Annotated in this window: 30 protein-coding genes and 1 tRNA gene; 10 read left to right on the top strand and 21 right to left on the bottom strand. The window is 68.9% G+C overall.

The window, feature by feature from the left end; translation table 11 throughout:
• Window positions 1-12 precede the first annotated feature (12 nt).
• The 5 genes from rocF to ACTHJF_RS04855 all read right to left on the bottom strand — a co-directional run bounded on the left by rocF (window position 13) and on the right by ACTHJF_RS04855 (window position 3,657).
• A complete protein-coding gene (gene rocF, locus ACTHJF_RS04875) occupies window positions 13-927 on the bottom strand; it encodes an arginase (protein ID WP_440266120.1) in 915 nt (304 codons plus the stop codon).
• Between the two features lie 124 nt (window positions 928-1,051).
• Window positions 1,052-1,127 (bottom strand) — tRNA-Thr (locus ACTHJF_RS04870).
• 50 nt (window positions 1,128-1,177) lie between these two features.
• Window positions 1,178-1,897 (bottom strand): SPOR domain-containing protein, encoded by a 720-nt coding sequence (locus ACTHJF_RS04865; RefSeq protein ID WP_440266119.1) that lies wholly within the window; start codon window positions 1,895-1,897, stop codon window positions 1,178-1,180.
• Between the two features lie 30 nt (window positions 1,898-1,927).
• Window positions 1,928-2,686 carry a type III pantothenate kinase gene (locus ACTHJF_RS04860; RefSeq protein ID WP_440266118.1) on the bottom strand — a complete coding sequence of 253 codons (759 nt, stop codon included), beginning with the start codon at window positions 2,684-2,686 and terminating at the stop codon, window positions 1,928-1,930.
• Window positions 2,683-3,657 carry a biotin--[acetyl-CoA-carboxylase] ligase gene (locus ACTHJF_RS04855; protein WP_440266117.1) on the bottom strand — a complete coding sequence of 325 codons (975 nt, stop codon included), beginning with the start codon at window positions 3,655-3,657 and terminating at the stop codon, window positions 2,683-2,685. Before ACTHJF_RS04855 ends, ACTHJF_RS04860 begins: the two co-directional genes overlap by 4 nt.
• A 162-nt stretch (window positions 3,658-3,819) precedes the next feature.
• On the opposite strand from ACTHJF_RS04855, the gene ACTHJF_RS04850 reads away from it, so the two are divergent.
• Window positions 3,820-4,158: a hypothetical protein gene (locus ACTHJF_RS04850; RefSeq protein ID WP_440266116.1), complete on the top strand. Its 339-nt coding sequence runs from the start codon at window positions 3,820-3,822 to the stop codon at window positions 4,156-4,158.
• 34 nt (window positions 4,159-4,192) lie between these two features.
• Here ACTHJF_RS04850 and ACTHJF_RS04845 read toward each other — a convergent pair whose 3' ends face one another.
• The 4 genes from ACTHJF_RS04845 to dusA form a co-directional block, all read right to left on the bottom strand.
• Window positions 4,193-5,608 carry an ATP-binding protein gene (locus ACTHJF_RS04845; RefSeq protein ID WP_440266115.1) on the bottom strand — a complete coding sequence of 472 codons (1,416 nt, stop codon included), beginning with the start codon at window positions 5,606-5,608 and terminating at the stop codon, window positions 4,193-4,195.
• Window positions 5,574-6,266: a response regulator transcription factor gene (locus ACTHJF_RS04840; protein ID WP_431635754.1), complete on the bottom strand. Its 693-nt coding sequence runs from the start codon at window positions 6,264-6,266 to the stop codon at window positions 5,574-5,576. The genes ACTHJF_RS04845 and ACTHJF_RS04840 overlap by 35 nt, the downstream gene beginning before the upstream one ends.
• Window positions 6,266-6,586 carry a PepSY domain-containing protein gene (locus tag ACTHJF_RS04835; RefSeq protein WP_440266114.1) on the bottom strand — a complete coding sequence of 107 codons (321 nt, stop codon included), beginning with the start codon at window positions 6,584-6,586 and terminating at the stop codon, window positions 6,266-6,268. Before ACTHJF_RS04835 ends, ACTHJF_RS04840 begins: the two co-directional genes overlap by 1 nt.
• 89 nt (window positions 6,587-6,675) lie before the next feature.
• Entirely contained in the window at window positions 6,676-7,698 is a 1,023-nt protein-coding gene (dusA, locus tag ACTHJF_RS04830) for a tRNA dihydrouridine(20/20a) synthase DusA (RefSeq protein WP_440266113.1), read from the bottom strand.
• A gap of 156 nt (window positions 7,699-7,854) precedes the next feature.
• Here dusA and ACTHJF_RS04825 point away from each other — a divergent pair, with 156 nt between their 5' ends.
• Together ACTHJF_RS04825 and ACTHJF_RS04820 are read left to right on the top strand one after the other, a co-directional pair.
• Window positions 7,855-8,631, top strand: coding sequence for a ferredoxin--NADP reductase (locus ACTHJF_RS04825; RefSeq protein WP_440266112.1), 777 nt, complete (start codon window positions 7,855-7,857; stop codon window positions 8,629-8,631).
• An 81-nt stretch (window positions 8,632-8,712) separates the two neighbouring features.
• Window positions 8,713-9,198 (top strand): DUF456 domain-containing protein, encoded by a 486-nt coding sequence (locus ACTHJF_RS04820; protein WP_440266111.1) that lies wholly within the window; start codon window positions 8,713-8,715, stop codon window positions 9,196-9,198.
• A gap of 3 nt (window positions 9,199-9,201) precedes the next feature.
• Here ACTHJF_RS04820 and trhA read toward each other — a convergent pair whose 3' ends face one another.
• Together trhA and ACTHJF_RS04810 are read right to left on the bottom strand one after the other, a co-directional pair.
• The gene (trhA, locus tag ACTHJF_RS04815; RefSeq protein WP_440266110.1) at window positions 9,202-9,867 is read right to left on the bottom strand and encodes a PAQR family membrane homeostasis protein TrhA; all 666 of its coding nucleotides are present in this window, start codon (window positions 9,865-9,867) and stop codon (window positions 9,202-9,204) included.
• A 124-nt stretch (window positions 9,868-9,991) separates the two neighbouring features.
• Window positions 9,992-10,423, bottom strand: a complete 432-nt coding sequence (locus tag ACTHJF_RS04810; protein ID WP_440266109.1) for a hypothetical protein — start codon at window positions 10,421-10,423, stop codon at window positions 9,992-9,994.
• 295 nt (window positions 10,424-10,718) lie between these two features.
• Here ACTHJF_RS04810 and ACTHJF_RS04805 point away from each other — a divergent pair, with 295 nt between their 5' ends.
• Window positions 10,719-11,384, top strand: a complete 666-nt coding sequence (locus ACTHJF_RS04805; protein ID WP_440266108.1) for an energy transducer TonB — start codon at window positions 10,719-10,721, stop codon at window positions 11,382-11,384.
• Window positions 11,385-11,423: 39 nt separating this feature from the next.
• Here the strand turns inward: ACTHJF_RS04805 and ACTHJF_RS04800 are convergent, their stop codons facing one another.
• The 4 genes from ACTHJF_RS04800 to ACTHJF_RS04785 all read right to left on the bottom strand — a co-directional run bounded on the left by ACTHJF_RS04800 (window position 11,424) and on the right by ACTHJF_RS04785 (window position 14,655).
• Window positions 11,424-11,714, bottom strand: a complete 291-nt coding sequence (locus ACTHJF_RS04800) for a hypothetical protein (RefSeq protein ID WP_440266106.1) — start codon at window positions 11,712-11,714, stop codon at window positions 11,424-11,426.
• An 86-nt stretch (window positions 11,715-11,800) separates the two neighbouring features.
• On the bottom strand, window positions 11,801-12,811 hold the full coding sequence (locus ACTHJF_RS04795) for a zinc-binding alcohol dehydrogenase family protein (protein WP_440266105.1): 1,011 nt from the start codon (window positions 12,809-12,811) through the stop codon (window positions 11,801-11,803).
• Between the two features lie 123 nt (window positions 12,812-12,934).
• Entirely contained in the window at window positions 12,935-14,131 is a 1,197-nt protein-coding gene (locus tag ACTHJF_RS04790) for an MFS transporter (RefSeq protein WP_440266104.1), read from the bottom strand.
• Entirely contained in the window at window positions 14,128-14,655 is a 528-nt protein-coding gene (locus ACTHJF_RS04785; protein ID WP_440266103.1) for an ester cyclase, read from the bottom strand. Before ACTHJF_RS04785 ends, ACTHJF_RS04790 begins: the two co-directional genes overlap by 4 nt.
• 99 nt (window positions 14,656-14,754) lie before the next feature.
• Here ACTHJF_RS04785 and ACTHJF_RS04780 point away from each other — a divergent pair, with 99 nt between their 5' ends.
• Entirely contained in the window at window positions 14,755-15,684 is a 930-nt protein-coding gene (locus ACTHJF_RS04780) for a LysR family transcriptional regulator (protein WP_440266102.1), read from the top strand.
• A 1-nt stretch (window position 15,685) separates the two neighbouring features.
• Window positions 15,686-17,065, top strand: coding sequence for a cardiolipin synthase (cls, locus tag ACTHJF_RS04775; protein WP_440266101.1), 1,380 nt, complete (start codon window positions 15,686-15,688; stop codon window positions 17,063-17,065).
• Window positions 17,066-17,075: 10 nt separating this feature from the next.
• Here the strand turns inward: cls and ACTHJF_RS04770 are convergent, their stop codons facing one another.
• Window positions 17,076-17,468 carry a hypothetical protein gene (locus ACTHJF_RS04770; RefSeq protein ID WP_440266100.1) on the bottom strand — a complete coding sequence of 131 codons (393 nt, stop codon included), beginning with the start codon at window positions 17,466-17,468 and terminating at the stop codon, window positions 17,076-17,078.
• 48 nt (window positions 17,469-17,516) lie between these two features.
• Window positions 17,517-17,705, bottom strand: a complete 189-nt coding sequence (locus ACTHJF_RS04765) for a CPXCG motif-containing cysteine-rich protein (RefSeq protein WP_440266099.1) — start codon at window positions 17,703-17,705, stop codon at window positions 17,517-17,519.
• A 160-nt stretch (window positions 17,706-17,865) separates the two neighbouring features.
• On the opposite strand from ACTHJF_RS04765, the gene ACTHJF_RS04760 reads away from it, so the two are divergent.
• A complete protein-coding gene (locus ACTHJF_RS04760; RefSeq protein ID WP_440266098.1) occupies window positions 17,866-18,789 on the top strand; it encodes a sulfotransferase family protein in 924 nt (307 codons plus the stop codon).
• Here the strand turns inward: ACTHJF_RS04760 and ACTHJF_RS04755 are convergent.
• The 3 genes from ACTHJF_RS04755 to ACTHJF_RS04745 all read right to left on the bottom strand — a co-directional run bounded on the left by ACTHJF_RS04755 (window position 18,786) and on the right by ACTHJF_RS04745 (window position 20,718).
• A complete protein-coding gene (locus tag ACTHJF_RS04755) occupies window positions 18,786-19,271 on the bottom strand; it encodes a putative toxin-antitoxin system toxin component, PIN family (RefSeq protein WP_440259811.1) in 486 nt (161 codons plus the stop codon). The two genes, ACTHJF_RS04760 and ACTHJF_RS04755, sit on opposite strands and share 4 nt — an antisense overlap.
• 94 nt (window positions 19,272-19,365) lie before the next feature.
• On the bottom strand, window positions 19,366-19,821 hold the full coding sequence (locus tag ACTHJF_RS04750) for a PA2169 family four-helix-bundle protein (RefSeq protein WP_431635736.1): 456 nt from the start codon (window positions 19,819-19,821) through the stop codon (window positions 19,366-19,368).
• A 174-nt stretch (window positions 19,822-19,995) separates the two neighbouring features.
• Window positions 19,996-20,718 (bottom strand): HAD family hydrolase, encoded by a 723-nt coding sequence (locus ACTHJF_RS04745; protein ID WP_440266097.1) that lies wholly within the window; start codon window positions 20,716-20,718, stop codon window positions 19,996-19,998.
• 201 nt (window positions 20,719-20,919) lie between these two features.
• On the opposite strand from ACTHJF_RS04745, the gene pncA reads away from it, so the two are divergent.
• Window positions 20,920-21,570 carry a bifunctional nicotinamidase/pyrazinamidase gene (gene pncA, locus ACTHJF_RS04740; protein WP_440266096.1) on the top strand — a complete coding sequence of 217 codons (651 nt, stop codon included), beginning with the start codon at window positions 20,920-20,922 and terminating at the stop codon, window positions 21,568-21,570.
• Between the two features lie 22 nt (window positions 21,571-21,592).
• Entirely contained in the window at window positions 21,593-22,453 is an 861-nt protein-coding gene (locus ACTHJF_RS04735; RefSeq protein ID WP_431635733.1) for an endonuclease/exonuclease/phosphatase family protein, read from the top strand.
• Between the two features lie 175 nt (window positions 22,454-22,628).
• Here the strand turns inward: ACTHJF_RS04735 and ACTHJF_RS04730 are convergent, their stop codons facing one another.
• A complete protein-coding gene (locus ACTHJF_RS04730; protein ID WP_431635732.1) occupies window positions 22,629-23,003 on the bottom strand; it encodes a YciI family protein in 375 nt (124 codons plus the stop codon).
• 143 nt (window positions 23,004-23,146) lie between these two features.
• On the opposite strand from ACTHJF_RS04730, the gene ACTHJF_RS04725 reads away from it, so the two are divergent.
• Window positions 23,147-23,908, top strand: coding sequence for an EAL domain-containing protein (locus ACTHJF_RS04725; protein ID WP_440266095.1), 762 nt, complete (start codon window positions 23,147-23,149; stop codon window positions 23,906-23,908).
• Window positions 23,909-23,934 lie beyond the last annotated feature (26 nt).

The following is a 23,934-nucleotide window of genomic DNA, read 5'->3' as shown; positions in this document are numbered from 1 at the left end:
GCGCGATCGTGCTCAGTGGATCAGGGTGGACTTGCCGAACAGCGATTCGACCAGGTCCACCGCGAGCTTCGCGGTCTGGTTGCGCTTGTCGTAGGCGGGGTTGAGCTCGACGATGTCGAGCGAGCCGAGGCGGCCGGTGTCGGCGATCATTTCCATGCACAGCTGCGCCTCGCGGTAGTTCGGGCCGCCGCGCACCGTGGTGCCCACGCCCGGCGCGATGGTCGGGTCGAGGAAGTCCACGTCGAAGCTCACGTGCAGGTGGGTGTTCTCGTCGATGCCGGCGAGCGCTTCTTCCATCGTGCGCTTCATGCCGTTCTCGTCGATGTGGCGCATGTCGAACACCTGCACCTTGGCATCGCGAATCAGCTGCTTCTCCATGTCATCCACCGAGCGGATGCCGATCTGGCGGAACACGTCCGGCGTGGTCGCCGGCACGTGGCCGCCGACCTCCACCAGTTCCTTCGGTCCGTTGCCGCACAGGCAGGCCACCGGCATGCCGTGGATGTTGCCCGAGGGCGTGGCCAGCGCGGTGTTGAAATCCGAGTGGGCATCCAGCCACAGCACGCGCAGCGAGCGGCCCTGCGCGCGGCAGTGTGCGGCGACCGCGGCAATCGAGCCGATCGCCAGGCAGTGGTCGCCACCGAGCATGATCGGCAGGTGCCCGGCCGCCAGCTCCGCGTGCACGGCATCGAATACGCCGCGATTCCACGCGGCCACTTCGGCCAGGTGGCGATAGCCTTCCACCGGCGGCTGCCAGGGGTTCATCGGTCCGGCGACGTTGCCGCGGTCGACCACGTCCAGGCCGCGCTTGGCCAGCTTCTCCGCCAGCCGCGCCACGCGCAGCGCTTCCGGCCCCATCGAGGCGCCGCGGTGACCCGCGCCGATGTCGGTGGGAACGCCGATCAGGGAAATGCTCTGCTTGCTCATGCTGCCTCGTCGTGTCGATCGCGCCGCGTGGCGGGCATCCGTACGATGCGCCTGCGCGCAAGGAGGGGGATGATCAGGCGAGGCGGGCAACGACCCGCGCACCCGGGTACCACTGGCGCGACGGTGGTGCCGGCAGCAGGAATCGAACCCGCGACCTACTGATTACAAATCAGTTGCTCTACCAACTGAGCTATACCGGCGTATAGCGGCGATTCTAACAGGCGCCAGGGACTTAGGTCGCGGTGCCGGTTCAGAAGCAGCCGGTGCTGTGCGAGCCCACGCCGAGCGCGCGGATGCGCTGGCGCCATGCCGCCGGATCGACGTCGGCCACCACCACGTCGAGCCAGTATTCGGGCACCGTCTCCACCCGTTCGGTCATCTGCGCGGGGAAGCCTGCCGCCACCACCTGGTCGCGGCGCTTGCGCGCGTTCGCCGGATCCTTGAACAGCCCCAGCGAGATCGTGTTGGGCTGGCCGCCGGAGCTCACCACGAAGTAGTCGTCGATGTGCGCATCGCTCAGCCGCTGCGCCTGCGCCAGGGCCTGGGCGCGACTGGCCTGCGCGGGCAGGTACACCCACCAGCCGCGCGACTGCTGCGACTGCTCCTGGCGCGAGCGGCTGCGCGCCGTCTGCGATTCCAGCTTGCTGCGTGCGCTGCGCAGCGCCTGCAGGCTGGCGAACGGACCCAGCGCCATGCAGCGGTAGCTGGCAGCGGTGGGCTCCGGCGCGCTGGACGGCGCGGACGGTACGGACGCCGCGGCGCTGGCATCGGCCAGCGTCGACGACGCGGACAACGGCGCGGGCGCCGAAGCCGCTGCCACGAGATCGGGCCGCTCGGTCAGCAGATGCAGCACCGGCACGCCCGGATCGGTGACGCTGCGCACATGGACGTCGTCCTGGCCCAGCATCAGCCAGGCGCCCACGGCGATATTGAGCGCGATCAGCAGCACGAACAGAAGACGCAGGAACATCGACATCCCTCAGGCAAGCTCCGGTGCAGTCTAGTGGTCGGCCGCGGACGGAACCGCGACGCGGCTCCACACGTCCAGCCCGCGCAGCACGCCATCGGCGAACAGTTCGCTGGGCAGGTCGACCAGCGAGCGCAGGCTGGCCGCATCGCCGCCGCCAAACATCAGCCGCGGCGCGCCGCCGAGTTGCGGCGCCACCTGCGCGGTGAACCGCACCACCAGCGCAGCGCAGGCACCCCAGCAGCCCGAGGCCACCGCATCGGCCGTGTTGTCCGCCAGCGTCGTCACCACTCCGGCCTGTTCGGGCCGCACGCGCACGGTGGCGCCCAGCAGCGATTGCTGCATCAACTGCGGCCCGGGCGCGATGATGCCGCCCAGATGGCTGCCGTCGCTGGCGAGCGCATCCAGCGTCAGCGCCGTGCCCACGCCCACCAGCACGCACGGCGAACGCCCTTCGGCATGCGCCGCCACCATGGCCAGGAAACGATCGACACCCAGCCGCTGCGGTTCGGCGTAGGCGCTGCGTATACCGCACGCGGCGGCGGGACTGCGCACCCACTGCACCTCGCGCGACAGGGCGGTGATTGTCTGGGCGGCAACCAGGGCCTCGCGCGCTTCGTCCACGACCGAGGCGCCCAGCACCATGTCCGCCGGCGGCAGCGCGCGCCATGTCTCGCACAAGGTATCGGCCACCGAATCGGACCAGGCCACGGCGCCATGCGCCAGTTCGCCGGTGGCGTCGCGGGCGGACCATTTCAGGCGCGTGTTGCCCAGATCCAGCAACAGCCTCATGCGCGGCGCACCGTGACGTCGGCGCTGTCCACCGCGCGCGTGCTGCCATCGGCAAGCCGTACCAGCAGAGCGCCACGGGCGTCGACGCCGGCCCCGGTGCCGAGGAAATCGCCGTGCGCGCCGGTGAGCCTGAGCGGCACGCCGTGAAGCAAGTCGTGGGTGGTGTAGTCGTCGACGAAGGCGGCGAAGCCGCACCGCTCGAATTGCCGCAGGCCGTCGGCCAGGGCCTGCACCAGTGCAGCGGCCATGGCGTTGCGCGGAGGTGGCCGCCCCCCGCACAGGCCTGCCACATCGGCCACCGGCTGTCCGGCCTGCTCACGCAGCGCGTCGGTAAGGCGCAGATTGAGACCGATACCGATCACCGCGGCGCAGGGCCCCTGATACTCGCCGCTGAGCTCCACCAGGATGCCGGCCAGCTTGCCCTGGGGTGTGAGCACGTCGTTGGGCCACTTCAGGCCCGCGCCCTTGACGCCTGCGGCCGTCAGCGCCCGTAGCACGATCACCCCGACCGCCAGCGACAGCCCGGACAGGCCCGCCAGCCCACCATCGAAGCGCTTCAGGCAGGACATGTAGAGGTTGAGTCCTGGCGGCGACAGCCAGATGCGCCCGCGGCGACCGCGACCGGCAGTCTGCGTCTCGGCGAACACCACGCTGAGGTCGGCGGCCGTCGGTCCGCGGCGCTGCAGCTCGCTCGAGGTGGAATCAAGCTCCCAGTGCACCTCCAGCGCGCCCAGGCGCTCGCTGCTGGACGGATCCATCGCGGCGCGAATGCACTCGGCGTCCAGCAGCTCCACCGGCCAGGGCAATCGGTAGCCGGCACTGCCGCGCGATTCGATCGGCAGGCCGCGGGCGCGCAGCGCCTCGATCTGCTTCCAGATGGCGGCGCGGGTCAGCCCGGCCGATTCGGCCAGTCGGGCGCCGGAGACCGGTTCGCCCGAGGCCAGGGCGGCAAGCAGGTCAACGGCGTGCATGGGGCGTGCCCGCCGCTGGCGGGAAAAGGGACAAAGGCATGGACAGCATTCTATCGCGCGCGACGCGGAGCGCCGTCGGGAAGCGGCCGCGACACTGGCACGTGCTCACGCTTTCTGTCACGCTCCGACGTCTGTTCATGCGAATCAAGGGGTTGAGTCGCCATGAGTCCCACACGCTGGATTATCGGCTGCACCTTGGTCGCGGCGGTCTCCTCGCCGGCCATGGCGGCGCGTGCCGCAGGCGACATGGGCGCGCAGGACCTCGGCCAGCGCACCGGCACCAGCGCGCACACCCGCACCATCGACAGTGGAGCCACCGGCGGTGGCGATCTTTCCGGCACAGCCAGCAGCCACGCCAGCGACGCGCCGGCGAGCGCAAGCAGCGGAAGCGGGGATGGCGACCGGTCCGGTTCGTTGCCGGTGAGCTCGGGCGACCGACAGGCGCCGGCGCCGCACTCCAACGTCGGCTGGCAGTCCCTGCTGCCCGGGTCGATCCAGTAACTTCCGCGCGCTCGCGAGCACGCCAAGCCACTCGTCACCCCGGCGGCAAGGTCACGCTGAAGCGGGCGCCGCCGAACTCCGCCGAGCGGTCCACCGCCAGCTCACCCTGATAGGCCCGCACGATGTCCTGCACGATGGACAGCCCGATGCCGTGGCCCTGCACGCGCTCATCGCCGCGGACGCCGCGCTGAAGCACCCGGTCGACCTGATCGGGCTCGATCCCGGGGCCGTCGTCTTCCACGCTCATCAGCAGTCCCGGGCGCTGCTTGCCGACCTGCGGCAGCGCCTTGACCACCAGCAGCACGCGATGGCGCGACCACTTGAAGGCGTTCTCCAGCAGATTGCCCATCAGCTCGAGCAGATCACCTTGTTCGCCGTAGAAAGCCACGCCTTCGTCGATTTCGAACTCGCACAGCACGTTCTTCGCGGCGTAGACCTTTTCCAGGCTCTGCACCAGATCCTCGGCGTGGCCACCGATGGGGATGGCGGTGGCGAATGGTTGGCGGCCGGTGGTGGCGGCGCGGGCGAGCTGATAAGCCACCAGCTCGTCCATGCGGCGCACCTGGTCGAGCACGTCATGGGCCAATGTCGGCGCCTCGCTGGAGGACTCCAGCCGCGATCGCATCACCGCCAGTGGCGTCTTCAGACTGTGCGCGAGGTCCGCCAGCGTGTTGCGGTAGCGCGTGCGCTGCTCGCGCTCGCTCTCGATGAAACCGTTGATGCGTTCCGTGAGGCCGGTGAGCTCCAGCGGATACTGGCTGTCGAGCGAATCGCTCTTGCCACGCTCGACCCGGCTCATGTCGGCCGCCACCTTGCGCAGCGGGGTGAGGCTCCAGCGCAGCAGCAGCATCTGCAGCACGATCAGCATCACGCCCAGCGTGGACAGGTAGATGATCAGCGAGCGCCGGTAGGTGGCGTTTTCGCCCTGGAACTGGTCCTCGGTCTGCGCCACGGTGAAGGTGATCGGCACCTGCTTGTCGTCCTGCGACTCGAACACCACGCCGTAGCTGTAGTAGTACAGGCGGCCCATGCGGGTATCGATCGGACCGACGAAACGCGTTTCGCCCGGCGGCAGCTTCGCCAGAAAGCTGAAATCCCGACCGATCGCCGAGGACGATTCCCAATGAAAGCCGTGCTCGCCTTCCGCCACGGCGTACAGCCCGGAGCCAGGCCGCGAAAAGCTCGGATCGGGCGAGGAGTACGGTAGCAGCAGGCGGCCGTTGCGGCCCACGTCGATCAACGCGAGGTAGGCCAGTACGTCGTTTTCCAGCCGGTCACGCAGGCCGCTGAGCGCGGTCTGGTATTTGGCCTGGGACAGGGTGACGCCGATGATGCCGAGGAAGCCGGCCAGCGCCAGCCCAGTGGCCAGCGCCGCGCGCGCCGCCAGCGAGAGCGGGCGGCGCGGCGGGGGCCGCTCAGTCTTCGTCGCCGTCGCTGCGGGGGATGGCAAAGCGGTATCCGCGTCCACGCACGGTCTCGATGGGCTTGATAGTGCTCTCGGGGTCGAGCTTGCGGCGCAGGCGCCCGATGAACACCTCGAGCACGTTGGAATCGCGGTCGAAGTCCTGCTGGTAGATGTGTTCGGTGAGGTCGGCCTTGGAGACCAGCTCGCCGGCATGCAACATCAGGTATTCGAGCACCTTGTATTCGTAGCTGGTGAGGTCGACCGGCTTGCCTTCGACCGACACCGTCTGCGCGGTGGTGTCCAGCTTGATCGGGCCGCACGCCAGCACCGGTTTGGACCAGCCGCTGGCGCGGCGCACCAGCGCGTTGATGCGCGCCAGCAGTTCCTCGACGTGGAACGGCTTGACCAGGTAATCGTCGGCGCCGTGCTTGAGGCCTTCCACCTTGTCCTGCCAGCCGCCACGGGCGGTGAGGATGAGGATGGGGTAGCGCTGGCCGGCCTCGCGCAGCGACTTGATCAGGTCCATGCCGGACATCTTGGGCAGGCCCAGGTCGATGATCGCCAGGTCGAACGGCACCTCGCGCCCCAAGTACATGCCTTCCTCGCCGTCCTGCGCGGCATCGACGGCGAAGCCATCGCGCTTGAGGCGCGCGGCGAGGGTCTCGCGCAGCGGCGCCTCGTCCTCCACCAAAAGGATGCGCATCAGTGTTTCTCCTTGTTGCCCCGGCCGTTGCCGGCCGGATTCTTGGTTGACTGGGTGGGGGCCGGGCGTTTTTCCGGCTCTGCGGATATGGCCAGTGTGCGCACATAGCCGCCGGGCGTGAGCACCTTGATGCGGTACTCGGTCCTGCGCCCGAACTCCCGGCGATCGGCTGAAAGCACCCTGCCCCCCGTGTCGTGCTGCACCTTCTCCACCGCCTGGTCCAGGCTCAGCCCGGACTCCTGGCGTGCCCACAGCGGAGCTGCCGCCATCAGCAGCGGCGCAGCCAGGAGGCGCGACAGCATAAGCGTCTTGGATGTCATGCGTTCGTGATCCGACCGCCGGCGGGGAACCCGGCGTGCTGCGAGGTTAAGGCGCCCGGGCTGAATAGTGGCCCGAACACGGCGGCTTGTCATGCCGCGACGCGCACCGGATCGAGCGCCTGCTCCAGCAGGCTCCAGCCGGCCTGCGGCAGGTGCGCGCCCTCGCTCAGCACGCGACGGAAACTGCGCGCGCCGGGCTGCCCCTGATAGAGCCCGAGCAGGTGCCGGGTGATGTGCTTGATCGCCGTACCGCGGGCCAGCTCGGCCTCGACGTAGGGACGCAGATGCGCCAGCACGGCCTCGCGCGAGGGCAGCGGCTCGCCATACAGCGCCGACTCGACCTGCGCCAGCAGGTAGGGATCGTGATAGGCGGCGCGCCCGAGCATCACCCCGTCCACCGTATCCAGATGTGCACGCACCTCGTCCACCGAGGTGATGCCGCCGTTGATCACCACCGTCAGCGGGGCGAACTCGCGCTTGAGCTGGTACACCCGGCCGTAGTCCAGCGGCGGGATCTCGCGGTTTTCCTTGGGGCTCAGGCCCTGCAGCCAGGCCTTGCGTGCATGCACCACCAGCACGGTGACGCCCGCGGCGAGCATCGTCTCGGTGAAGCGCTGCAGGTCGGCATAGTCGTCCTGGTCGTCGACGCCGATGCGGCACTTCACCGTCACCGGAATGGCGAAGCCAGCCGCGGCCACCGCTTCGCGCATCGCCCGCACGCACTGGCCGACCAGGGCCGGTTCCAGCATCAGGCAGGCGCCGAAGCGACCGGACTGCACCCGATCGGACGGGCAGCCGACGTTGAGGTTGATCTCGTCATAGCCGGCCTCGGCACCGAGCACCGCCGCGCGCGCCAGTTCCAGCGGATCGCTGCCGCCGAGCTGCAGCGCCACCGGATGCTCCTGCTGGCTGTGCTCGAGCAGACGCAGCTGGCCGCCGCGCACCAGCGCCGCGCTGGTGACCATTTCCGTATACAGCCGCGCCCGCGGCGACAGCAGGCGATGGAAGTACCGACAGTGGCGGTCGGTCCAGTCCATCATCGGCGCCACGCAGACGCGCCAGGGTGCATCAACGCGGCTCTGTGCGGCGGGGGCAGGTGCGATCGCAGTCATCTGGCCATTGTATGGGCCCGCCGGCCCGGCTTGGGCCCACCTGGCCGCCAATGGCATAATGCCGCGCTGACTTCCGATCCCCGCGGCGACCGCGCACCCTGCGCCGTCGCGCGTCCGGCCACCCCGCCGGCTCCTCCCATTCGAACGGTATCAACCATGGTGGCATTGGCGACCGAGCACGTGATCGACGTGCATCACTGGAACGACACGCTCTTCAGCTTCCGCACCACGCGCGACCCGGGGTTCCGCTTCGAGAGCGGGCACTTCGTGATGATGGGGCTGGAGGTGGACGGCCGCCCGCTGATGCGCGCGTATTCCATCGCCAGCGCGCACTGGGAAGAGCACCTGGAGTTCTTCTCGATCAAGGTGCCGAACGGGCCGCTCACTTCGCGCCTGCAGCACCTCAAGCCCGGCGATCCGGTGATCGTCAGCCGCAAGCCCACCGGCACGCTGGTGCTCAACGATCTAAAACCCGGCAAGCACCTCTACCTGCTGGGCACCGGCACCGGGCTGGCGCCATTCCTGAGCATCATCCGCGACCCGGAAACCTACGAGCGCTTCGACAAGATCGTGCTGGCCCACGGCGTGCGCCACGTCAGCGACCTCGCCTACGCCGACTATCTGCAGCACGAACTGCCGCAGCACGAGTATCTGGGCGAGCTGGTGCGCGAGAAGCTCATCTACTACCCCAGCGTCACCCGCGATACGTTCCGCAACCAGGGCCGGATCACCGACGCCATCGTCGATGGCCAGATGAGCGAGACACTGGACCTACCCCCGCTCAACCCCGAGACCGACCGCGTGATGCTCTGCGGCAGCCCGGCCATGCTGGACGACCTGTGCGCCCTGCTCGATGGCCGCGGCTTCGAGGCCTCGCCGCGCACGCGCGAGCCGGGCGACTACGTGATCGAGCGGGCGTTCGTCGAGAAGTAGCGCCTCGCCATCACCGTCCGCATTCGACGAAGACGTGTAGGGTGGCGTTTCGCGCTCACGCGCCTTACGACGCTGCCTGCCATGCTCGACCTCCTGCTCTACCTACTCGCGGCGCTATTGATGATCGGCGGCCTGGCCGGCGCGATCCTGCCAGCGCTGCCGGGTATTCCGATGATCTTCGGCGGCATCTGGCTGGCCGCGGCGGTGGACGGCTATCGGCACGTGGGCCTGTGGTGGCTGGCCGGCATCGGCCTGCTCGGTGCCGCGGGCGTGGTGGTCGACTTCGTCGCCGGGGCGCTGGGCGCCAAACGCGTGGGAGCCAGCCGGCAGGCGCTTTGGGGCGCGGCACTGGGCACCTTCGTGGGCATGTTCTTCGGGGTGCCGGGGCTGCTGCTGGGGCCGTTCGCGGGCGCGTTGGGCGGCGAGTTGCTGGCCGGAAATGGCGCCTTGCGCTCCGCCCACGTGGGCCTGAGCACCTGGCTGGGCCTGCTGTTCGGCACGCTGTTCAAGCTGGTGGTGTCGTGCGCCATGCTCGGGTTGTTCGCCCTGGCGATGCTGCTTGGCTGAGGCTCACACCGGGCCGGGAATCACGTAGAACAGCACCGCGAGGTAATGCAGCACGCTGCCGGCGAGCACGAAACAGTGCCACACCGAATGGTGATAGGGCAGCCGCCGCCACAGGTAGAACGGGACACCCAACGTATAGGCCAGGCCACCGGCGACCAGCAGCAGCATGCCGCCAGTCTGCAGGTGTGCCATCAGCGGCTTGAACGCAATCATGCCGATCCAGCCCATGCCGATGTAGAGCAACACCGACAGCTTGCGAAAGCGCTTGAGCGCGCCGAACTCCAGCACGCTGCCCAGCGCGGCCAGCGTCCACACCGCCGCGAACAGGCTCCAGCCCCAGCGCCCCGGCAGGGCGATCAGGGTGAAGGGCGTATAAGTGCCGGCGATCAGCAGATAGATCGCGACGTGGTCCAGCGTGCGCAGCACCGGCTTGGCCTTGGGCACGGGTACCGCGTGATAGAGCGTGGAGGCGGTGTACAGCAGCACCAGGGTGGTGCCGAAGACCGCGCTGGCCACTACGTCGCGCACCTCGCCGTGGCGGGCGGACAGCGCCACCAGTGCCGCCAGCCCGGCGATGCTGAGCACGATGCCGATGCCGTGCACGATGCTGCTGGCCAGCTCGTCGCCGAACGTGTAGCGCGGCGCAGCCGTCACCCTTACTGCCGTCACGTGAGTTCTCCACCCGCCGCGGATGCGGCGGTTCCGCACTGCACCATAGCGCGCTCATCCGACGCTGCATACTCCGGCGCACGGAAATCTGGCGGCGGCGCACGCTACACCGCCGCCGACGCGATCACTCGATGATGAAGGCGCCAAAGGCAACGCCGAGATTCCAGCCGCGCCCCTTGCCGCTGAGCGCCAGCGACACGCTGCCCTTGGTCACCACCTGCGCATCGGCCGACTTCTCCGCTCCCGCGTGCGCCTCGGCGTTGGCGTAGTGGCCTTTGATATCGGCGATGCTGTTGACGCCGGTGAACTTGCCGATGCCGTGGTCGATGCGGGTCTTGCCGAAGGTCAGGCCGCCGCCTTTGGCGCGCAACCGCACGTGCATGCTCTGGCCGTTGCTGCAGGTCACCGTGCCGCTGCCGGTAGCGGTCTTGTAGAACACCGACCAGCCCGAGAGCTGGAAGGTCATCTTGCACGAGATGTCGCGTGCCTGCGCCGCCGGCGCGACGGCCATGCCGAGCAGCAGCGCGAAGGCGGCTGCAGTAGTGCGAATGCTCATGGTGCTTCCCCGTTGAGTGGCCGATTCCCGGCCGGACCGCGCCATTCTGCCCGGGGTGGATGAATCCGGCGCAACGCCCTTCGTGCCTCGCCCCTTGCGCGGCGGCGACGCAGACACTCATCCACACTCCCTTGTCGTCACAGGAGAAAGTTGCAGACGAAACATTTGGCCGTCCAGACGTCCACTTGTCTCACCCATGACTTCCGGCATAGGCTGCAGGCGCGTCCCGCGATCCCCACTGCCACCCCGCAGCGCGGCGGCGCCACAACTCACATCGATTGTCAGGAGGTCGCCCATGTCGTCCGCAAGCCTGGCTGGTGCTCGTCGTCCCCATCCCGACCAGGTGCGCATCGCCGCCCTGAGCGCGGCGATGGCCCTCAACCTCGTCATCCTCGTCGCTGCCATGCGACCACTGCCGCCACGCATGGCGGACGTGTTGCCCAAGCCGGCACCGACCCCCACCGTGCGCATCATCGAGAAGGAGCCGACTCCACCACCGGCACCGCCCATGCTGGAGATCAAGCCGTTGCCGACGCCCGCGCCGCCTACGGCTGTGCCCCGGGCAACACCGGCCCCGACCGCACCGCCCGTCGTTTCCGTGGTGGAGGAAGGCAACGTCGCCGCACCGCCGGTGAGTACGCCAACGCTGGCGCCACTGTCATCGGCGGTGGCCGCGGAGCCGGTGGAGGCGAGCCTGGCCTATCGGCAGGCGCCGCTGGCCTATCCGGCAATCGCGATGCGCCAACGCATGCAAGGCACGGTGTTGCTGCGCGTGCTGGTGGACGAAAGCGGCCGGCCGGTCGATGTGCAGGTCGAGCAAAGCAGCGGCCATCCGCTGCTCGACCGCAGCGCCCGCAGCCAGGTGCTCTCGGGCTGGTCGTTCCAGCCGGCAGTGGTCGACGGGCGCGCCGTGCGCTCATGGGCGCGGGTGCCGGTGACGTTCCAGCTGCGCGGCGTTTGATGCGATACCCCCGGCCCGCGGGCCGGGGGATGGACGGGCTCAACGGGCCGTCATCGCCGGAGTCGAGGATGCTCCACGCGCCGCCCGCACCACCAGCCAGACCAGCGCCATCACGATCAGCGCCGGCATCGCCAGCGGCAGCAGTGCCAAGGCGAGCACCGGCGCCAACAACAGCAGCAACACACCGCCGACCAGCAACCCGGCCATGCCGGCCAGCAGGCCGACCAGGCTGCCGACCACGGCGAAGGTCAGCTTGAAGACGAATCCCACCAGACTGGCAGCCAGCCACAGGATGCCCACCACCAGGGCAAGAACGGCGAACGTGACCATCGGCGCACTCCTTCGACAACGACGCCCGGTTCGGCGCCACGTCACGTCAGATGCAGCTCGGCGAAAAACGGTTGCAACGCGCCCGCTCAGAATCCTTCCAGCACGATCTTGCCGATGGTGCTGCCGCTCTCCAGCTGCGCGTGGGCGCGGCGCAGGTTGGCGGCGTCGATCGTGCCGTAGTGCTCGCGCTGGGTGCCGCGCAGCGCGCCGGCGTCGACGAGGTCGGCCACCTCCTGCAGCAGGCGGTGCTGCGCCAGCATGTCCGCGGTGTGAAACAGCGACCGCGTGTACATGAACTCCCAGTGCAGCGAGATGCTCTTGCGCTTGAGCGCGCGAATGTCGATCGGCGTGGCCGGGTCGTCGATTAGGCCCAGCTTGCCCTGCGGGTTGAGCAACTCCACCAGTGCCTCGTAGTGCTGCTCGGTGTGGGTCAGGCTCATCACGTAGTCGACGCCGTCTGGCGCCACGGCGCGCACCGGATCGAGCAGGCCGGCGCGGTGATCCACTACATGATGCGCGCCCAGCTCGCGCACCCAGGTCTGGGTCTCGGGGCGTGAAGCGGTACCGATCACCGTAAGTCCGGTGAGCTTGCGCGCGATCTGCACCGCCATCGAACCCACGCCGCCGGCCGCGCCGACCACCAGCAAGGTCTTGTGCTGGTCGCCGCGCGCCACGCCGAGCCGGTCGAACAGCAGCTCCCACGCGGTGATGGTGGTCAGCGGCAACGCTGCGGCCTGTGCGAAATCCAGCGTGGTCGGCTTGCGTCCCACGATGCGCTCGTCCACCAGCTGCAGCTCGGCGTTGCTGCCGGGGCGATCGATTGCGCCGGCGTAGAACACCGCGTCACCGGGCTTGAACAGCGTCGCCTCGGGGCCGGCCGCCACCACCGTGCCGGCGGCATCCCAGCCCAGCACCTTGTCGGCGCCGGCGGGATCGACATTGCTGCGGATCTTGGTATCCACCGGATTGACCGATACCGCCTGCACGCGCACCAGCAGGTCGCGTCCGGTAGGCGCCGGCGGATCGGGCAAGACCACGTCGAGCAGGCTGCGCGGATCGTCGATGGGCAGCGACTGACGGTAGGCGACGGCTTTCATGGGCAGCTCCGATGGCGGGATCGAATAGGGAAGAACAGGCTAGCGCAGTGACGTGGCGAAGACCGGCGAGCACCAGCCTGCGCGCGTGCGCCGTGGGTACAAAGCGACGAATGGCGGCATGCCTCAGCCGGGCTCCTGCGCCGACACGCCGACATGAGCCGGGGCCAGGCCCGGGCAGGCCCGACTCCAGACAGTAACCGCCAGCCCCAGCGCCGCCACCGCCGCGCCGGCCAGGCTCACTGCCGGCAGGCCGAACCCCGCCGCAATCACCGCGCCACCGAGCAGGGCGCCCAATGCATTGCCCAGGTTGAACGCGGCGATGTTGAGCGTGGAGGCGAGGTTCGGCGCCTCGCCGGCCTGCTGCACCACGCGCATCTGCAGCGGCGGCACGGTGGCGAACGCAGCCACGCCCCACACAAACACCGTGACGATCGCCGCTACCGTGTGCTGCATGGTCCAGGCGAAGCCCAGCAACACCAGCGCCAGCACCGCGAGGATGCCGATCAGGGCGGGCATCAGGCGCCAGTCGGCGAGCCTTCCACCGAGCAGGTTGCCCAGCGTGGTGCCGGCGCCGAACAGCACCAGCACCCAGCCGGTGGCGGCCACGCTGACATGGGCCTGCTGCTGCAGGATCGGCGCGATGTAGGTAAACACCGTGAACACGCCGCCGAAGCCCAGCACCGTCATCGCCAGGGCGCGCAGCACCTGCGGATCACGCAGCACGCGCAGCTCGCGGTGCAGCTGCGGCGCCACCAGATCCGGCAGCGGCGGCACATAACGCCACACCGCGACCGCCGCCAGCACCCCGAGCCCGGTGACCGCGGCAAAGGTCGAGCGCCAGCCCGCCCACTGGCCGAGAAAGGTACCAAACGGCACGCCCAGCACGTTGGCCAGGGTCGGCCCGGCAAACATCAGGGCGATCGCCTGCGCGCGCTGCTCGCGGGGAACCACATGCGCCGCCACCACCGCGCCGATACCGAAGAACGAGCCATGGCAGAACGCCGCGAGCACGCGCGCGAGCATCAACACCGTGTAGCTGGGCGCGACCGCACACAACGCATTGCCGGCGATGAACAGGCCCAGCAGAAGCAACAGCGCGTGGCGGCGCTCCATGCGCGCCGTGAGCATTGCCAGCAGCGGCGCGCCCGCGGCCACGCCCAGCGCGTAGCCCGACACCAGCAGTCCCGCCGCCGGGATGCCCACGTGCAGATCGGCGGCCACTTCGGGCAGCAGGCCCATGATCACGAACTCGGTGGTGCCGATGGCGAAGGCCGCCACCGCCAACGCGAACAACGCCAGTCGCGAAGCGGGCCGGCTCATGGGGTCACCACGCCGAGCTGGGTCAGCAGGCTGAGGTTGTCCTCGATGTGCCAGTTCTCGGCGATGCGCCCGCCGGCAACGCGATAAATGTCGGTGGCGATGAAATCCACCGGCTGGCCGCGCCCCTGCCGGCCCGCGAAGCGCCCGCTGAAGTGGCCGCGGAAATGCAGGTGCGCCACCACGCGGTCGCCGGCCACGATCAGCTGCTCCACCGTGCAGCTCAGATCTGGCACCGCAGCGCGAAACGTGCGCGAGGCGTCGAGCGCGCCCTGCACGCCTTGCGCGCGGCCCGGCGGCAGCGTGCGATCGACAAAGTCCGACGCCAGCGCCTGCTGGGCCAGCGCTTCGTCGCCGGTGTTCCAGAAACTGGCGTAGCGCCGCGCGGCGGTGGTAAGCGCCTCGCGCTGGGCGGGGTCGGCCACCTCGGCCACGGTGATCTGCTCCGGCGCGCTCAACACCGCCGAAGCGGTTGGCGGCGTCGACCAGGCCACCATGGCCGAGGCAAGCAAGGGAACGAGGGACATCGCAGGGCTCCTGGGGAAAGCGGAGCGCGCATCGTGAACCTTGCCGCGAGCGACGATAATTGGCCCAATGGAGCAAGCATCTTTTCCCCAGAGTTGAAGATGGTCGATCTCGACGCGATGCAATTGTTCGTCCGCGCGGTCGCCGACGGCAGCCTGTCGGCCGCCGGGCGCGAGCTCGGGCTCTCGCCAGCGGCGGCCAGCAAGCGGCTGAGCCGGCTGGAACAGGCGCTCGGCGTACGCCTGCTCCAGCGCAGTTCGCGCAGGCTCACGCTGACCGACGAGGGCGCCGCCTACTACGAGCGCTGCGTCGCGATCCTGGCCGACCTGGACGAGGCCCACGCCAGCCTCGGCGCCGGCCAGATGGACGCCCGCGGCCTGCTGCACGTGGCCGCACCGGCCGACCTCGGGCGGCAGTGGATCGCACCGCTGGCGGCCGAATTCGCGGCGCAGCACCCCAAGTTGCGCCTGCGCATCAGCGTGTCCGACGCCACGCTCGACCTGTTCGAGCACGGCGTGGACGTGGCCATCCGCAGCGGCGCCCTGGCCGATTCGCGACTGGTCTCGCGGCGGCTGGCACTGAACCATCGCGTGGTCTGCGCCGCGCCGGCGTATCTGGCCAGGCACGGCCGCCCGGCCCAAGCCGACGACCTGGCCGGCCACGCCTGCCTGATGCTGCATCGCCCCGGACGCGGCATCCTGCCGTGGACGCTGCAGACCCCGGAGGGTCCGCAGGCCCTGCGCATCGAGGCGGCGGTCACCTGCGACAGCGGCGACCTGTTGCGCCAGTTGGCGGTGGACGGCTACGGGCTCACCTTCAAGTCGGCATGGGACATCGCCGCCGACGTGCGCGCCGGGCGCCTGGTGCCGCTGCTGGCCGACATCGCCACGCCGGACGCGAACATCCACGCGATCTATCCCAGCCGACGCTTCCTGCCCGCGCGCATCCGGCTGTTCGTGGACTTCCTGCACGAGCGCCTGCAGCAGCACGAGGCCGACGTGCTCGACACCGTGCGCCAGGCGATGCGCTGACATGCTCGCCGACCTGATCGCGCTCGCCGCCCTCTGTCTGCACGCGCTCGGCACGCTCGCCGCCATGCACGCGGTGGTCCACGCGCGCACGCCGCAGGGCGCGATGGCCTGGGCGCTGGGCCTGGTGCTGCTGCCGTATCTCACCCTGGTGCCGTACCTGTACCTGGGATCGAGCCACGTGCACGGCTACGCGCCGGCGCCGCGGCGACGCAGCGCCGGCATCCTCGCCTCGGCCGAGGCGCATCCGGCCTGCGTGCGGCTGGATGCTCTGGCCGCGCTCGCCGGTCGGCCGTTCCAGCGCGGTCATGCGCTGCGTCTGCTCATCGACGGCCAGGTTGCCTTCGAGGCGATGTTCGAGGCCATCGCGCAGGCCCGTCGCGACGTACTGGTGCAGTTCTTCATCATCCACGACGACGTCATCGGCCGCCGCCTGCAGCAGGTGCTGCTGGAGCGCGCCGCCGCGGGCGTGCGCATACATCTGCTGTACGACAACATCGGCAGCCACGACCTACCGCCGGCCTACGTCGACACGCTTCGCCGCGGCGGCGTGCAGGTACAGGCCTTTGCCGGGCGCCGCTGGCGCAACCGCTTCCAGCTGAACTTCCGCAACCACCGCAAGCTGGTGGTGGTGGACGACGCCTGCGGCTTTGTCGGCGGCCTCAACGTGGGCGACGAATACCTCGGCGGGCGGCTGCCGCTGTCGCCCTGGCGCGATACCCAGCTGGAACTGCGCGGCCCGGCCGTGGCCGACCTGCGCCGCGCTTTCGCCGAAGACTGGCACTGGAGCACCGGCACCACGCTGCCGCCCGCCGGGTCGATCGCCGAGCAGGGCACGGCCAGCGTGCTGGTGCTGACCACCGGGCCGGCGGACGACCAGGAAACCGGCTCGCTGTGCTTCACCGCGCTGATCCACGCGGCGCGCCAGCGGGTGTGGCTGAGCACGCCGTATTTCGTGCCGGACAACGCCGTGCTGTCGGCGCTGCAGCTGGCGGTGCTGCGCGGGGTGGACGTGCGCGTGATGATCCCGGCGCGGCCGGACCATCGCAGCGTGTTCCTCGCCTCCACCTTGCATGCGCACGAAGCGATCCAGCGCGGCATCGGCATCTATCGCTACCAGCCGGGCTTCCTGCACCAGAAGGCGGTGCTGGTGGACGATCACACGGCGGCCATCGGCAGCATGAACCTGGACAGCCGCTCGTTCCGGCTCAACTTCGAGATCACCGCACTGGCGGTGGACGAGGCATTCGCCGCCGACGTGGAGGCGATGCTGCGCGACGACTTCGCGCGCTGCCGCGCGATCGACGCGCACGAGTACGGCGATGCGCCCTACCTGCGCCGCGTGGCGATGCACGTGGCGCGGCTGTTCGATCCCATCCTTTAGCGAAACCTCGCTAGCTCGCGCGCTCATCCCTGGCGCGGCGCTGCGCCAGCCAGTGGATCACGATCCACGCCGCGAAGATGCCCACGGCCACGCCCACCATCTCGCAGAACGCGCGCGTGCCGAGGTTGTCCGGGTCGTGCACCTCGGCGAGCTTGGCGCGCAGCAGCTGCAGCGACTGCAGCTGGGCGAAGTTGAAGTAGAACAGGTTGCCCAGATCGCCGCCGCCGCTGAGCAGCAGCGCCAGCAGGTAGGCCCAGCCGATCTTCTTCGCTTCGCTCCAGCCGCCGCGGCGGCCGACCGCATGAAACAGCACGAGCAGCAGCGCGCCGGCGATCGCGCTGATCGCCCCGGCTTGCAGGCCGCCGACGAAGCCGTAGCCCATCCAGGACTGGTCATACGGCATGGTGCGCTCCGCGCGTGGTCGGGAGGAGCGAGGCGACCTTCATAGCGTTCATACGTCGTCCTGGGAGCTGGCGCTCACTCCCATTGCGCCGTCCGGATCGACCTGCACGGCGATGGTGATCGGGCGGCAGCACACCGAGCAGTCCTCGACGTAACGATGCGACTCCTCGGCTGGCTCGACATAGATCTCGATCGCCTCGCCGCAGTAAGGGCAGTCGATCAGCACGGTATCCAGCATGGCGGCGGCTCGCGGCGAAATTGTCTCGCATTGAAGCACAGCGGACGGCTCAGCTCTGCGTCCAAATCGCCGCGGAGCGCTCCGTCAACGCATACCGAATCGAATCGTTTGACATGTAATCGCGCCAAAGGCACCCGGTCGCCACCTTACTTTCCTCACTATGCGCCGAATCTTCATCGTCGGCTGCCCACGTTCGGGCACCACCATCGTGCAAGCCATGCTCGCTCGACATCAGCAGGTCTTTACCCTGCCGGAAACGGCGCTGTTCGAGCAGCTATACGGCGACCTCGCCTGGCGCTGGGGTGACTACGGCATAACGCGACGAACCCGACGCAGCGTGCAGATGGGCTTTGCACGGCGTGCCGGCCGGCACGCACTGGCTCAGCTGGCACGCCAGCTCGGCTTTGTCAGGACGGCGGCGCCTTGGCGTCTTCAGACCTGTGTCGATCGATTTGTCAGCATGCTCGATCAGGCAACAATGTCCGCCGGACGTGAGCTCTGGATCGAGAAGACGCCCAACCACTTGTTGTACTTGTCCGAGATCACCTGCCACATCCCCGAAGCACGCTTCGTGCATGTGATCCGCTCAGGCATGGACGTACTGGCCTCGATTGCAGATGCCAACTTGCGCTTCGACGACAACCATGGGTTCGGCGGCGGCACCAAACTCTGGGCGAATCGCTGGAACCGCGCTGTGGAGATTCACGGCCGATATGCAGACCATCCCCGTCATCACTTCATCTTCCTGGACGACTTTATTCAGGATGCCGCCAGCGCATGGAGCCGGCTATGCAACGCCCTGGGGCTGGATCCCTGCATGCCGTTGGACACTGCGTGCACGCAACCGATCGCCGACTTGACGGAAGAACCATGGAAGGAACGGGCCGTAAAAGGGCGTCCCGAACTCCCGCGCAGCAAAGCCAACGCGTTATTTGGTCCGAGGTTGCATGCTTGGCTGGAGCAGCGGCTGGTGACGCTGGAACCTCTGCGTAATCGCTGCTTGGCCGCGGCGACGACCCACCCCGATGTGCTGCTCCCCGATATGCTGCTCCGGAGTGCTGCTGGAGAACAGCCGCGCGCCTAGGCGATGTGAGGCGCGAACGATCGACCGATCAGCACCGGCGACCACTGCTCCGGCTTGAGGATCAGGAACAGGCCGGCCTTGCGGGTGCGCCGGGCGAGCTTGAGCAGGTCGCGATCCTTGCTGATCAGCCACTGCGCGCCGCTGGCCTGCGCCAGTTCGAGAAACTTCTGGTCATCCGGATCGCGGCAGGTGGGCAGCGGCGGGAGGTCGGCCGGGACGGCGCGCTCGGGCAGCGCCAGCATGACTGCATCGAAACGCTCGCGCAGTTCCGCGCGCTGTTCCGGACGGATCGGCACGCTGGGGTAGTACAGCACGCGCAGCCATTCCTCGCGGCAGGCCGCATCGGCCACCGCCTGCACGAGACCGTCGGCCAGCGCTCCGGCCAGCGGCGCGCAGGCCGCGTCGCGGAACAGGAAGAGGTCAAGACAGACGTTGGTGTCGAGCACGACGCGCGGAACGCCGTCGTGGGCTGCAGCAGGCATACGGCATCGCCGGTGGAAAAAGCGCACGCACTGTAGCCCATACGAGAGCGGCCCCGTTCGAACGGGGCCGCTGCGCCGGTCCGGCGTCGCTCGGTCAGTGCTGGTGGTGCAGAGCCTGCTTGAGATCACGCATCTGGTCGTGGCCGGTCTTCACCGACACGTAGGCCTGCATGATCACCGAGCGGGTCGGCGGCGACAGCTGGTCGTCCTTCAGCGCATCCTCGAACTTCGCCTTGATGTGGTCCTCGCCACGCTCTACCTCGTCGACCACCGCGGTGTCGCCGGAGCTCAGCGACTTGCGCAGGTTGACGAACATGCGATGCGCCTTGGCCAGCACGGAGCCGTCGTCCTCCGGCTCGGCGCCGAGCATGCGCACCTGGCGCTGCAGCTGGCTGGTGACCTGCGAGCGTTCCTGCGCGCGGCTGGCGAAGGTGCCGGCGAAGCGGGTGTTTTCGGCGTCCTTAGCGGCTTCCTCGTAGCCGTTGGCGCTGTCGATGGTGGTTTCGATGAGGTCGTTGAGAACCTTCACGTCATGGTCGGTACGGCTCATGGGGGAGCTCCTCGGTAGAGTGGGGAACAGCGCGGGGAGATGCGCCGAGCGAACCGGCATTCGCTGCACATCATGCTGCCCACCACACTCGCCCGAACGCGTGAAAACCTTGGCTGCGCGATCTTCATCGATGTGACCGCAGAGCGCCCGCGCGCTCACGCTGCTGAACCGCGTTCAGGCTCCCGCGGCGGCCGTAGCTGCGAGCGCGGCAACCGCCTGCGGAATCTGCTCGGGAGCCTCCACCGTGGCGACATGCCCGTGACCCGGCTCCAGGCCGTGATCGAGCTCGTGACTCCAGGTCACGTGGTACGGCACGTGCACGCCCCAGCCGCCCAGGCGCACCACCGGCTCGATGTCCGAGCGCAGCGAGTTGCCCACCATCAGGAACTGCTCCGGCGCGATGGCGAACTCCTCGAACAGCCGCCGATAGGTGCGCTCGTGCTTCTCCGACACGATCTCGATACGGCGGAACAGGTCCGACAGCCCCGACTGCTCCACCTTCTGCTCTTGATGGAACAGGTCACCCTTGGTGATCAGCACCAGCGGAAACTCGCGCCCCACCGCCTCCACCGCGGCACGGATGCCCGGCAGCAGTTCCACCGGGTGGCGCAGCACGCCCTTGCCGATCTCCACCAGACGATGGATGTCCTTAGCCGAGATGCGCCCGTCGGTGACCGCGATGGCGGTCTCCACCATCGACAGCGTCATGCCCTTGGCGCCGTAGCCGAACAGCGCGAGGTTGCGCCGCTCGGTGGCGAGCATGTCGTCGTGCACGCCGCGGTCGCCGAGGTCGACGTAGCGCCCCACGATGTCGGCGAATGCGGCGCTCGCCGCCTGGTAATAGCCCTCGCTGTGCCAGAGCGTATCGTCGCCGTCGAAACCGATCATCTTGATCATGAAAAGACCTGTGCCTGTGCAGAAAAAGGAGTGATGCAGAGCGGGCGCGTGGCCGGGCCGGGACGCTGCCATCGGCGCCGATACGCCATCGAACGGCGTCATCGCAAGCGATTGGCGCCACACGGGGGCCGTATTCTCGCACTCGCCTCGATGGGCGGTGACGAGGCATCATCGAACGCCCTCCCCTCACGCCCGACCCGCATGCCCAGTATCGACCTGCGCCAAGCCGCCCTGATCGTGATCGACCTGCAGCCGGACTTCATGCCCGGCGGCGCGCTGGCCTGCCACAAGGGCGACGCGATCGTGCCGGCGATCGACGCGCTGCTGCGCGCGCGCCGCTTCGGTCACGTGGTGGCCACGCAGGACTGGCACCCGGCCGGCCACATTTCCTTCGCCAGCTCGCACCCCGGCCGCGCCCCGTTCGAGCAGATCGACCTGCACGGCCAGCCGCAGACGCTGTGGCCGGACCACTGCGTGCAAGGCACGCCGGGCGCCGCGCTGCACCCGGCGGTGGACTGGTCGAGCGTGGACGTGACGATCCGCAAGGGCGGCGATCCGCGCGTGGACTCCTACAGCGCGTTCCAGGAAAACCACGGCCCGGGCGGCACGCGCCCACCCACCGGGCTGGCCGGCTGGCTGCGCGAGCGCAGCGTGGAGGCGGTGTACCTGTGCGGCCTGGCGCGCGACGTGTGCGTGCTGTGGAGCGCGCAGGACGCCGCGCGGCTGGGCTTTCGCACCCATGTGCTGTGGGACCTGTGCCGACCGGTGACGCCGGCCGGCGATGCGCCCACCCAGGCCGCGCTGGCGCGTGAGGGCATCGCCCTCGCCGACCCCGCGGCGCTGTTCGACTGACTTCCCCCCAAGGAGCTTCCCGATGCGCACTCCTCTTCGCTGGCTGCTCGCCACCCTCGCACTGGCGCTCGCCTTCACCGCGTCCGCCGCCCCGGTCGCCCCGCTGCGGGTGATGACCTTCAACGTACGCACGCCCTCGCCCGATGGCGTCAACGTGTGGGAGAACCGCCGCGAGCTGTTCGTGCGCACCGTGCGCGACGCCGATCCGGACGTGTTCGGCACCCAGGAGCTCCACAAGGAACAAGGCGACTACGTGGTGGCCAAGCTGCCGCACTACGCCTGGTTCGGCGAAGGCCGCCGCGGCGGCGACGGCGACGAACACATGGGCGTGTTCTACCGCAGCGACCGGCTGAAGGTAATCACGTCGGGCAACTTCTGGCTGTCCGATACGCCCGACGTGCCCGGCAGCATCAGCTGGGGGCACCCGTTCCCGCGGATGGTCACTTGGGCGTTGTTCGAGCGCAAAGCCGACGGCCGGCGCTTCTACTTCTTCAACACCCACCTGCCCTATCGCGACCAGGACGAGGACGCGCGCAGCAAGGGCGCGAAGGAGATCCTGGACCGGCTGGAGGCCTTGCCGAAGAACGTGCCGATCGTGCTCACCGGCGACTTCAACACCTCGCCGGCCAGCCACGCGCATGCCCTGCTCACCGGCCTGCTCACGGATGCGCGCACCAGCGCGCCGGAGCACGCCGGCCCGGACAAGACCTTCCACAACTTCACCGGCACGCCGGACCAGCGCATCGACTGGATCCTCACCCGCGGCTTCACCGCGATGCGCGCCGACACGATCACCGTGCACGAGGGCGCGGTGTATCCGTCGGACCATTTCCCGGTGCTGGCCATGCTGCGCTGGAACGACCCGAAGGGAAGCCGGCCGTGAGCTGGCGTCCCGGGATCTGAGACACCACCCGCCTATCGTGCGCGGGCCGCTTCGGATCCCCCTCCGACACCGGCTCCGTCCATGGCAGTGGTCGGTTCAAACCCTTGGCCGCGTCGACTCGACGCGGCCTTTTTTGTATCGGCGCACGGGCGCCGCTGGCGCAAACCCTGTTCGCTTATGCGCCGACGCGCTCGCGCACCGCGTCCATGTCGCGGATCGGGCGCACCTCGATGCAGCCGGTGCGCGACCACGGAAAGCTCTGCGCGATGCGCACCGCCTCGTCCATGTCCGCCGCCTCGATCAGGTTGAAGCCGGCCAGGTATTCCTTGGTCTCGGCAAACGGACCGTCGAACACCGTGGTCTTGCCGTTGCGTACGCGCACCGAGCGCGCGGTGACCGGGTGCTCCAGCTGCTGCGATTCGATCAGGTGGCCCTCGGCCTTGAGCTCGTCGGCGTGGATGAAGCAACCGCGCATCATGTGGTCGAACTGGCCCGAGGGCAGCTCGCCCAGCAACTGGTCGTCGCTGTAGATCATCACCAGGAACTTCATGCGCTCTCCGTAGGCCGTGGCGGGAACGCCGATGCTAAGCCCGCAGGGCCGCCGACCGATACTCCCCGTGTCGCACGCCGGCCCGCGTGCGGCACACTGCCGGTCATCGGCGCGTGCGCCCATATCCCTTGCTCCGTGACGTCATGACTTCCGATCGCCCTCTGCCACCCTGCAACGCCTGCACGACGCACGAGTCCTTGCCGTTCGCCTTCACCATGGCGTTCCAGCCGATCGTCGACGTGCGCGAGCGCCGCGTGTTCGCCTACGAGGCGCTGGTGCGCGGCAGCGACGGCACGGGAGCGGCACCGATCCTGCGCCAGATCACCGAGGACAACCGCTACGTGTTCGACCAGTCCTGCCGGGTGAAGGCGGTGGAGCTGGCGGCGCGGCTGGGCATCGACTGCTACGTGAGCATCAACTTCCTGCCCAACGCGGTGTACCAGGCGGCAACGTGCATCCGCGCCACGCTGGAGGCAGCGCGGCGCTTCAACTTCCCCACCCGCCAGCTGATCTTCGAAATCACCGAGAGCGAGGAGCTGGTGGACAAGGAGCACCTGAAAAGCATCATCCGCGAGTACCAGCGGCAGGGCTTCCGGACCGCCATCGACGACTTCGGCGCGGGCTATTCGGGCCTCAACCTGCTGGCCGAGTTCCAGCCGGACATCATCAAGCTGGACATGGCCTTGGTGCGCGCGGTGGACAGCGACCCGGTGCGCCAGGCGATCGTGCAAGGGATTCTCGGCGTGTGCCGCGCGCTCAACATCGAGGTGATCGCCGAGGGTGTGGAAACCACCGCCGAATTCGCCCTGCTGCGAGGCATGGGCATCGGCCTGTTTCAGGGCTTCCTGTTCGCGCGGCCAGGCTTCGAGGCGCTACCGGCGGTGGACTGGAGTCCGCTCGATTGAGCGCAGCGCCGCCGCCCGTGCATGCG

It is taken from the genome of Dyella sp., assembly GCF_051962475.1.
Taxonomy (GTDB): domain Bacteria; phylum Pseudomonadota; class Gammaproteobacteria; order Xanthomonadales; family Rhodanobacteraceae; genus Dyella_A.
The sequence above is the reverse complement of the archived record's forward strand: the minus strand, read 5'-3'. Positions and strand labels throughout refer to the sequence as shown.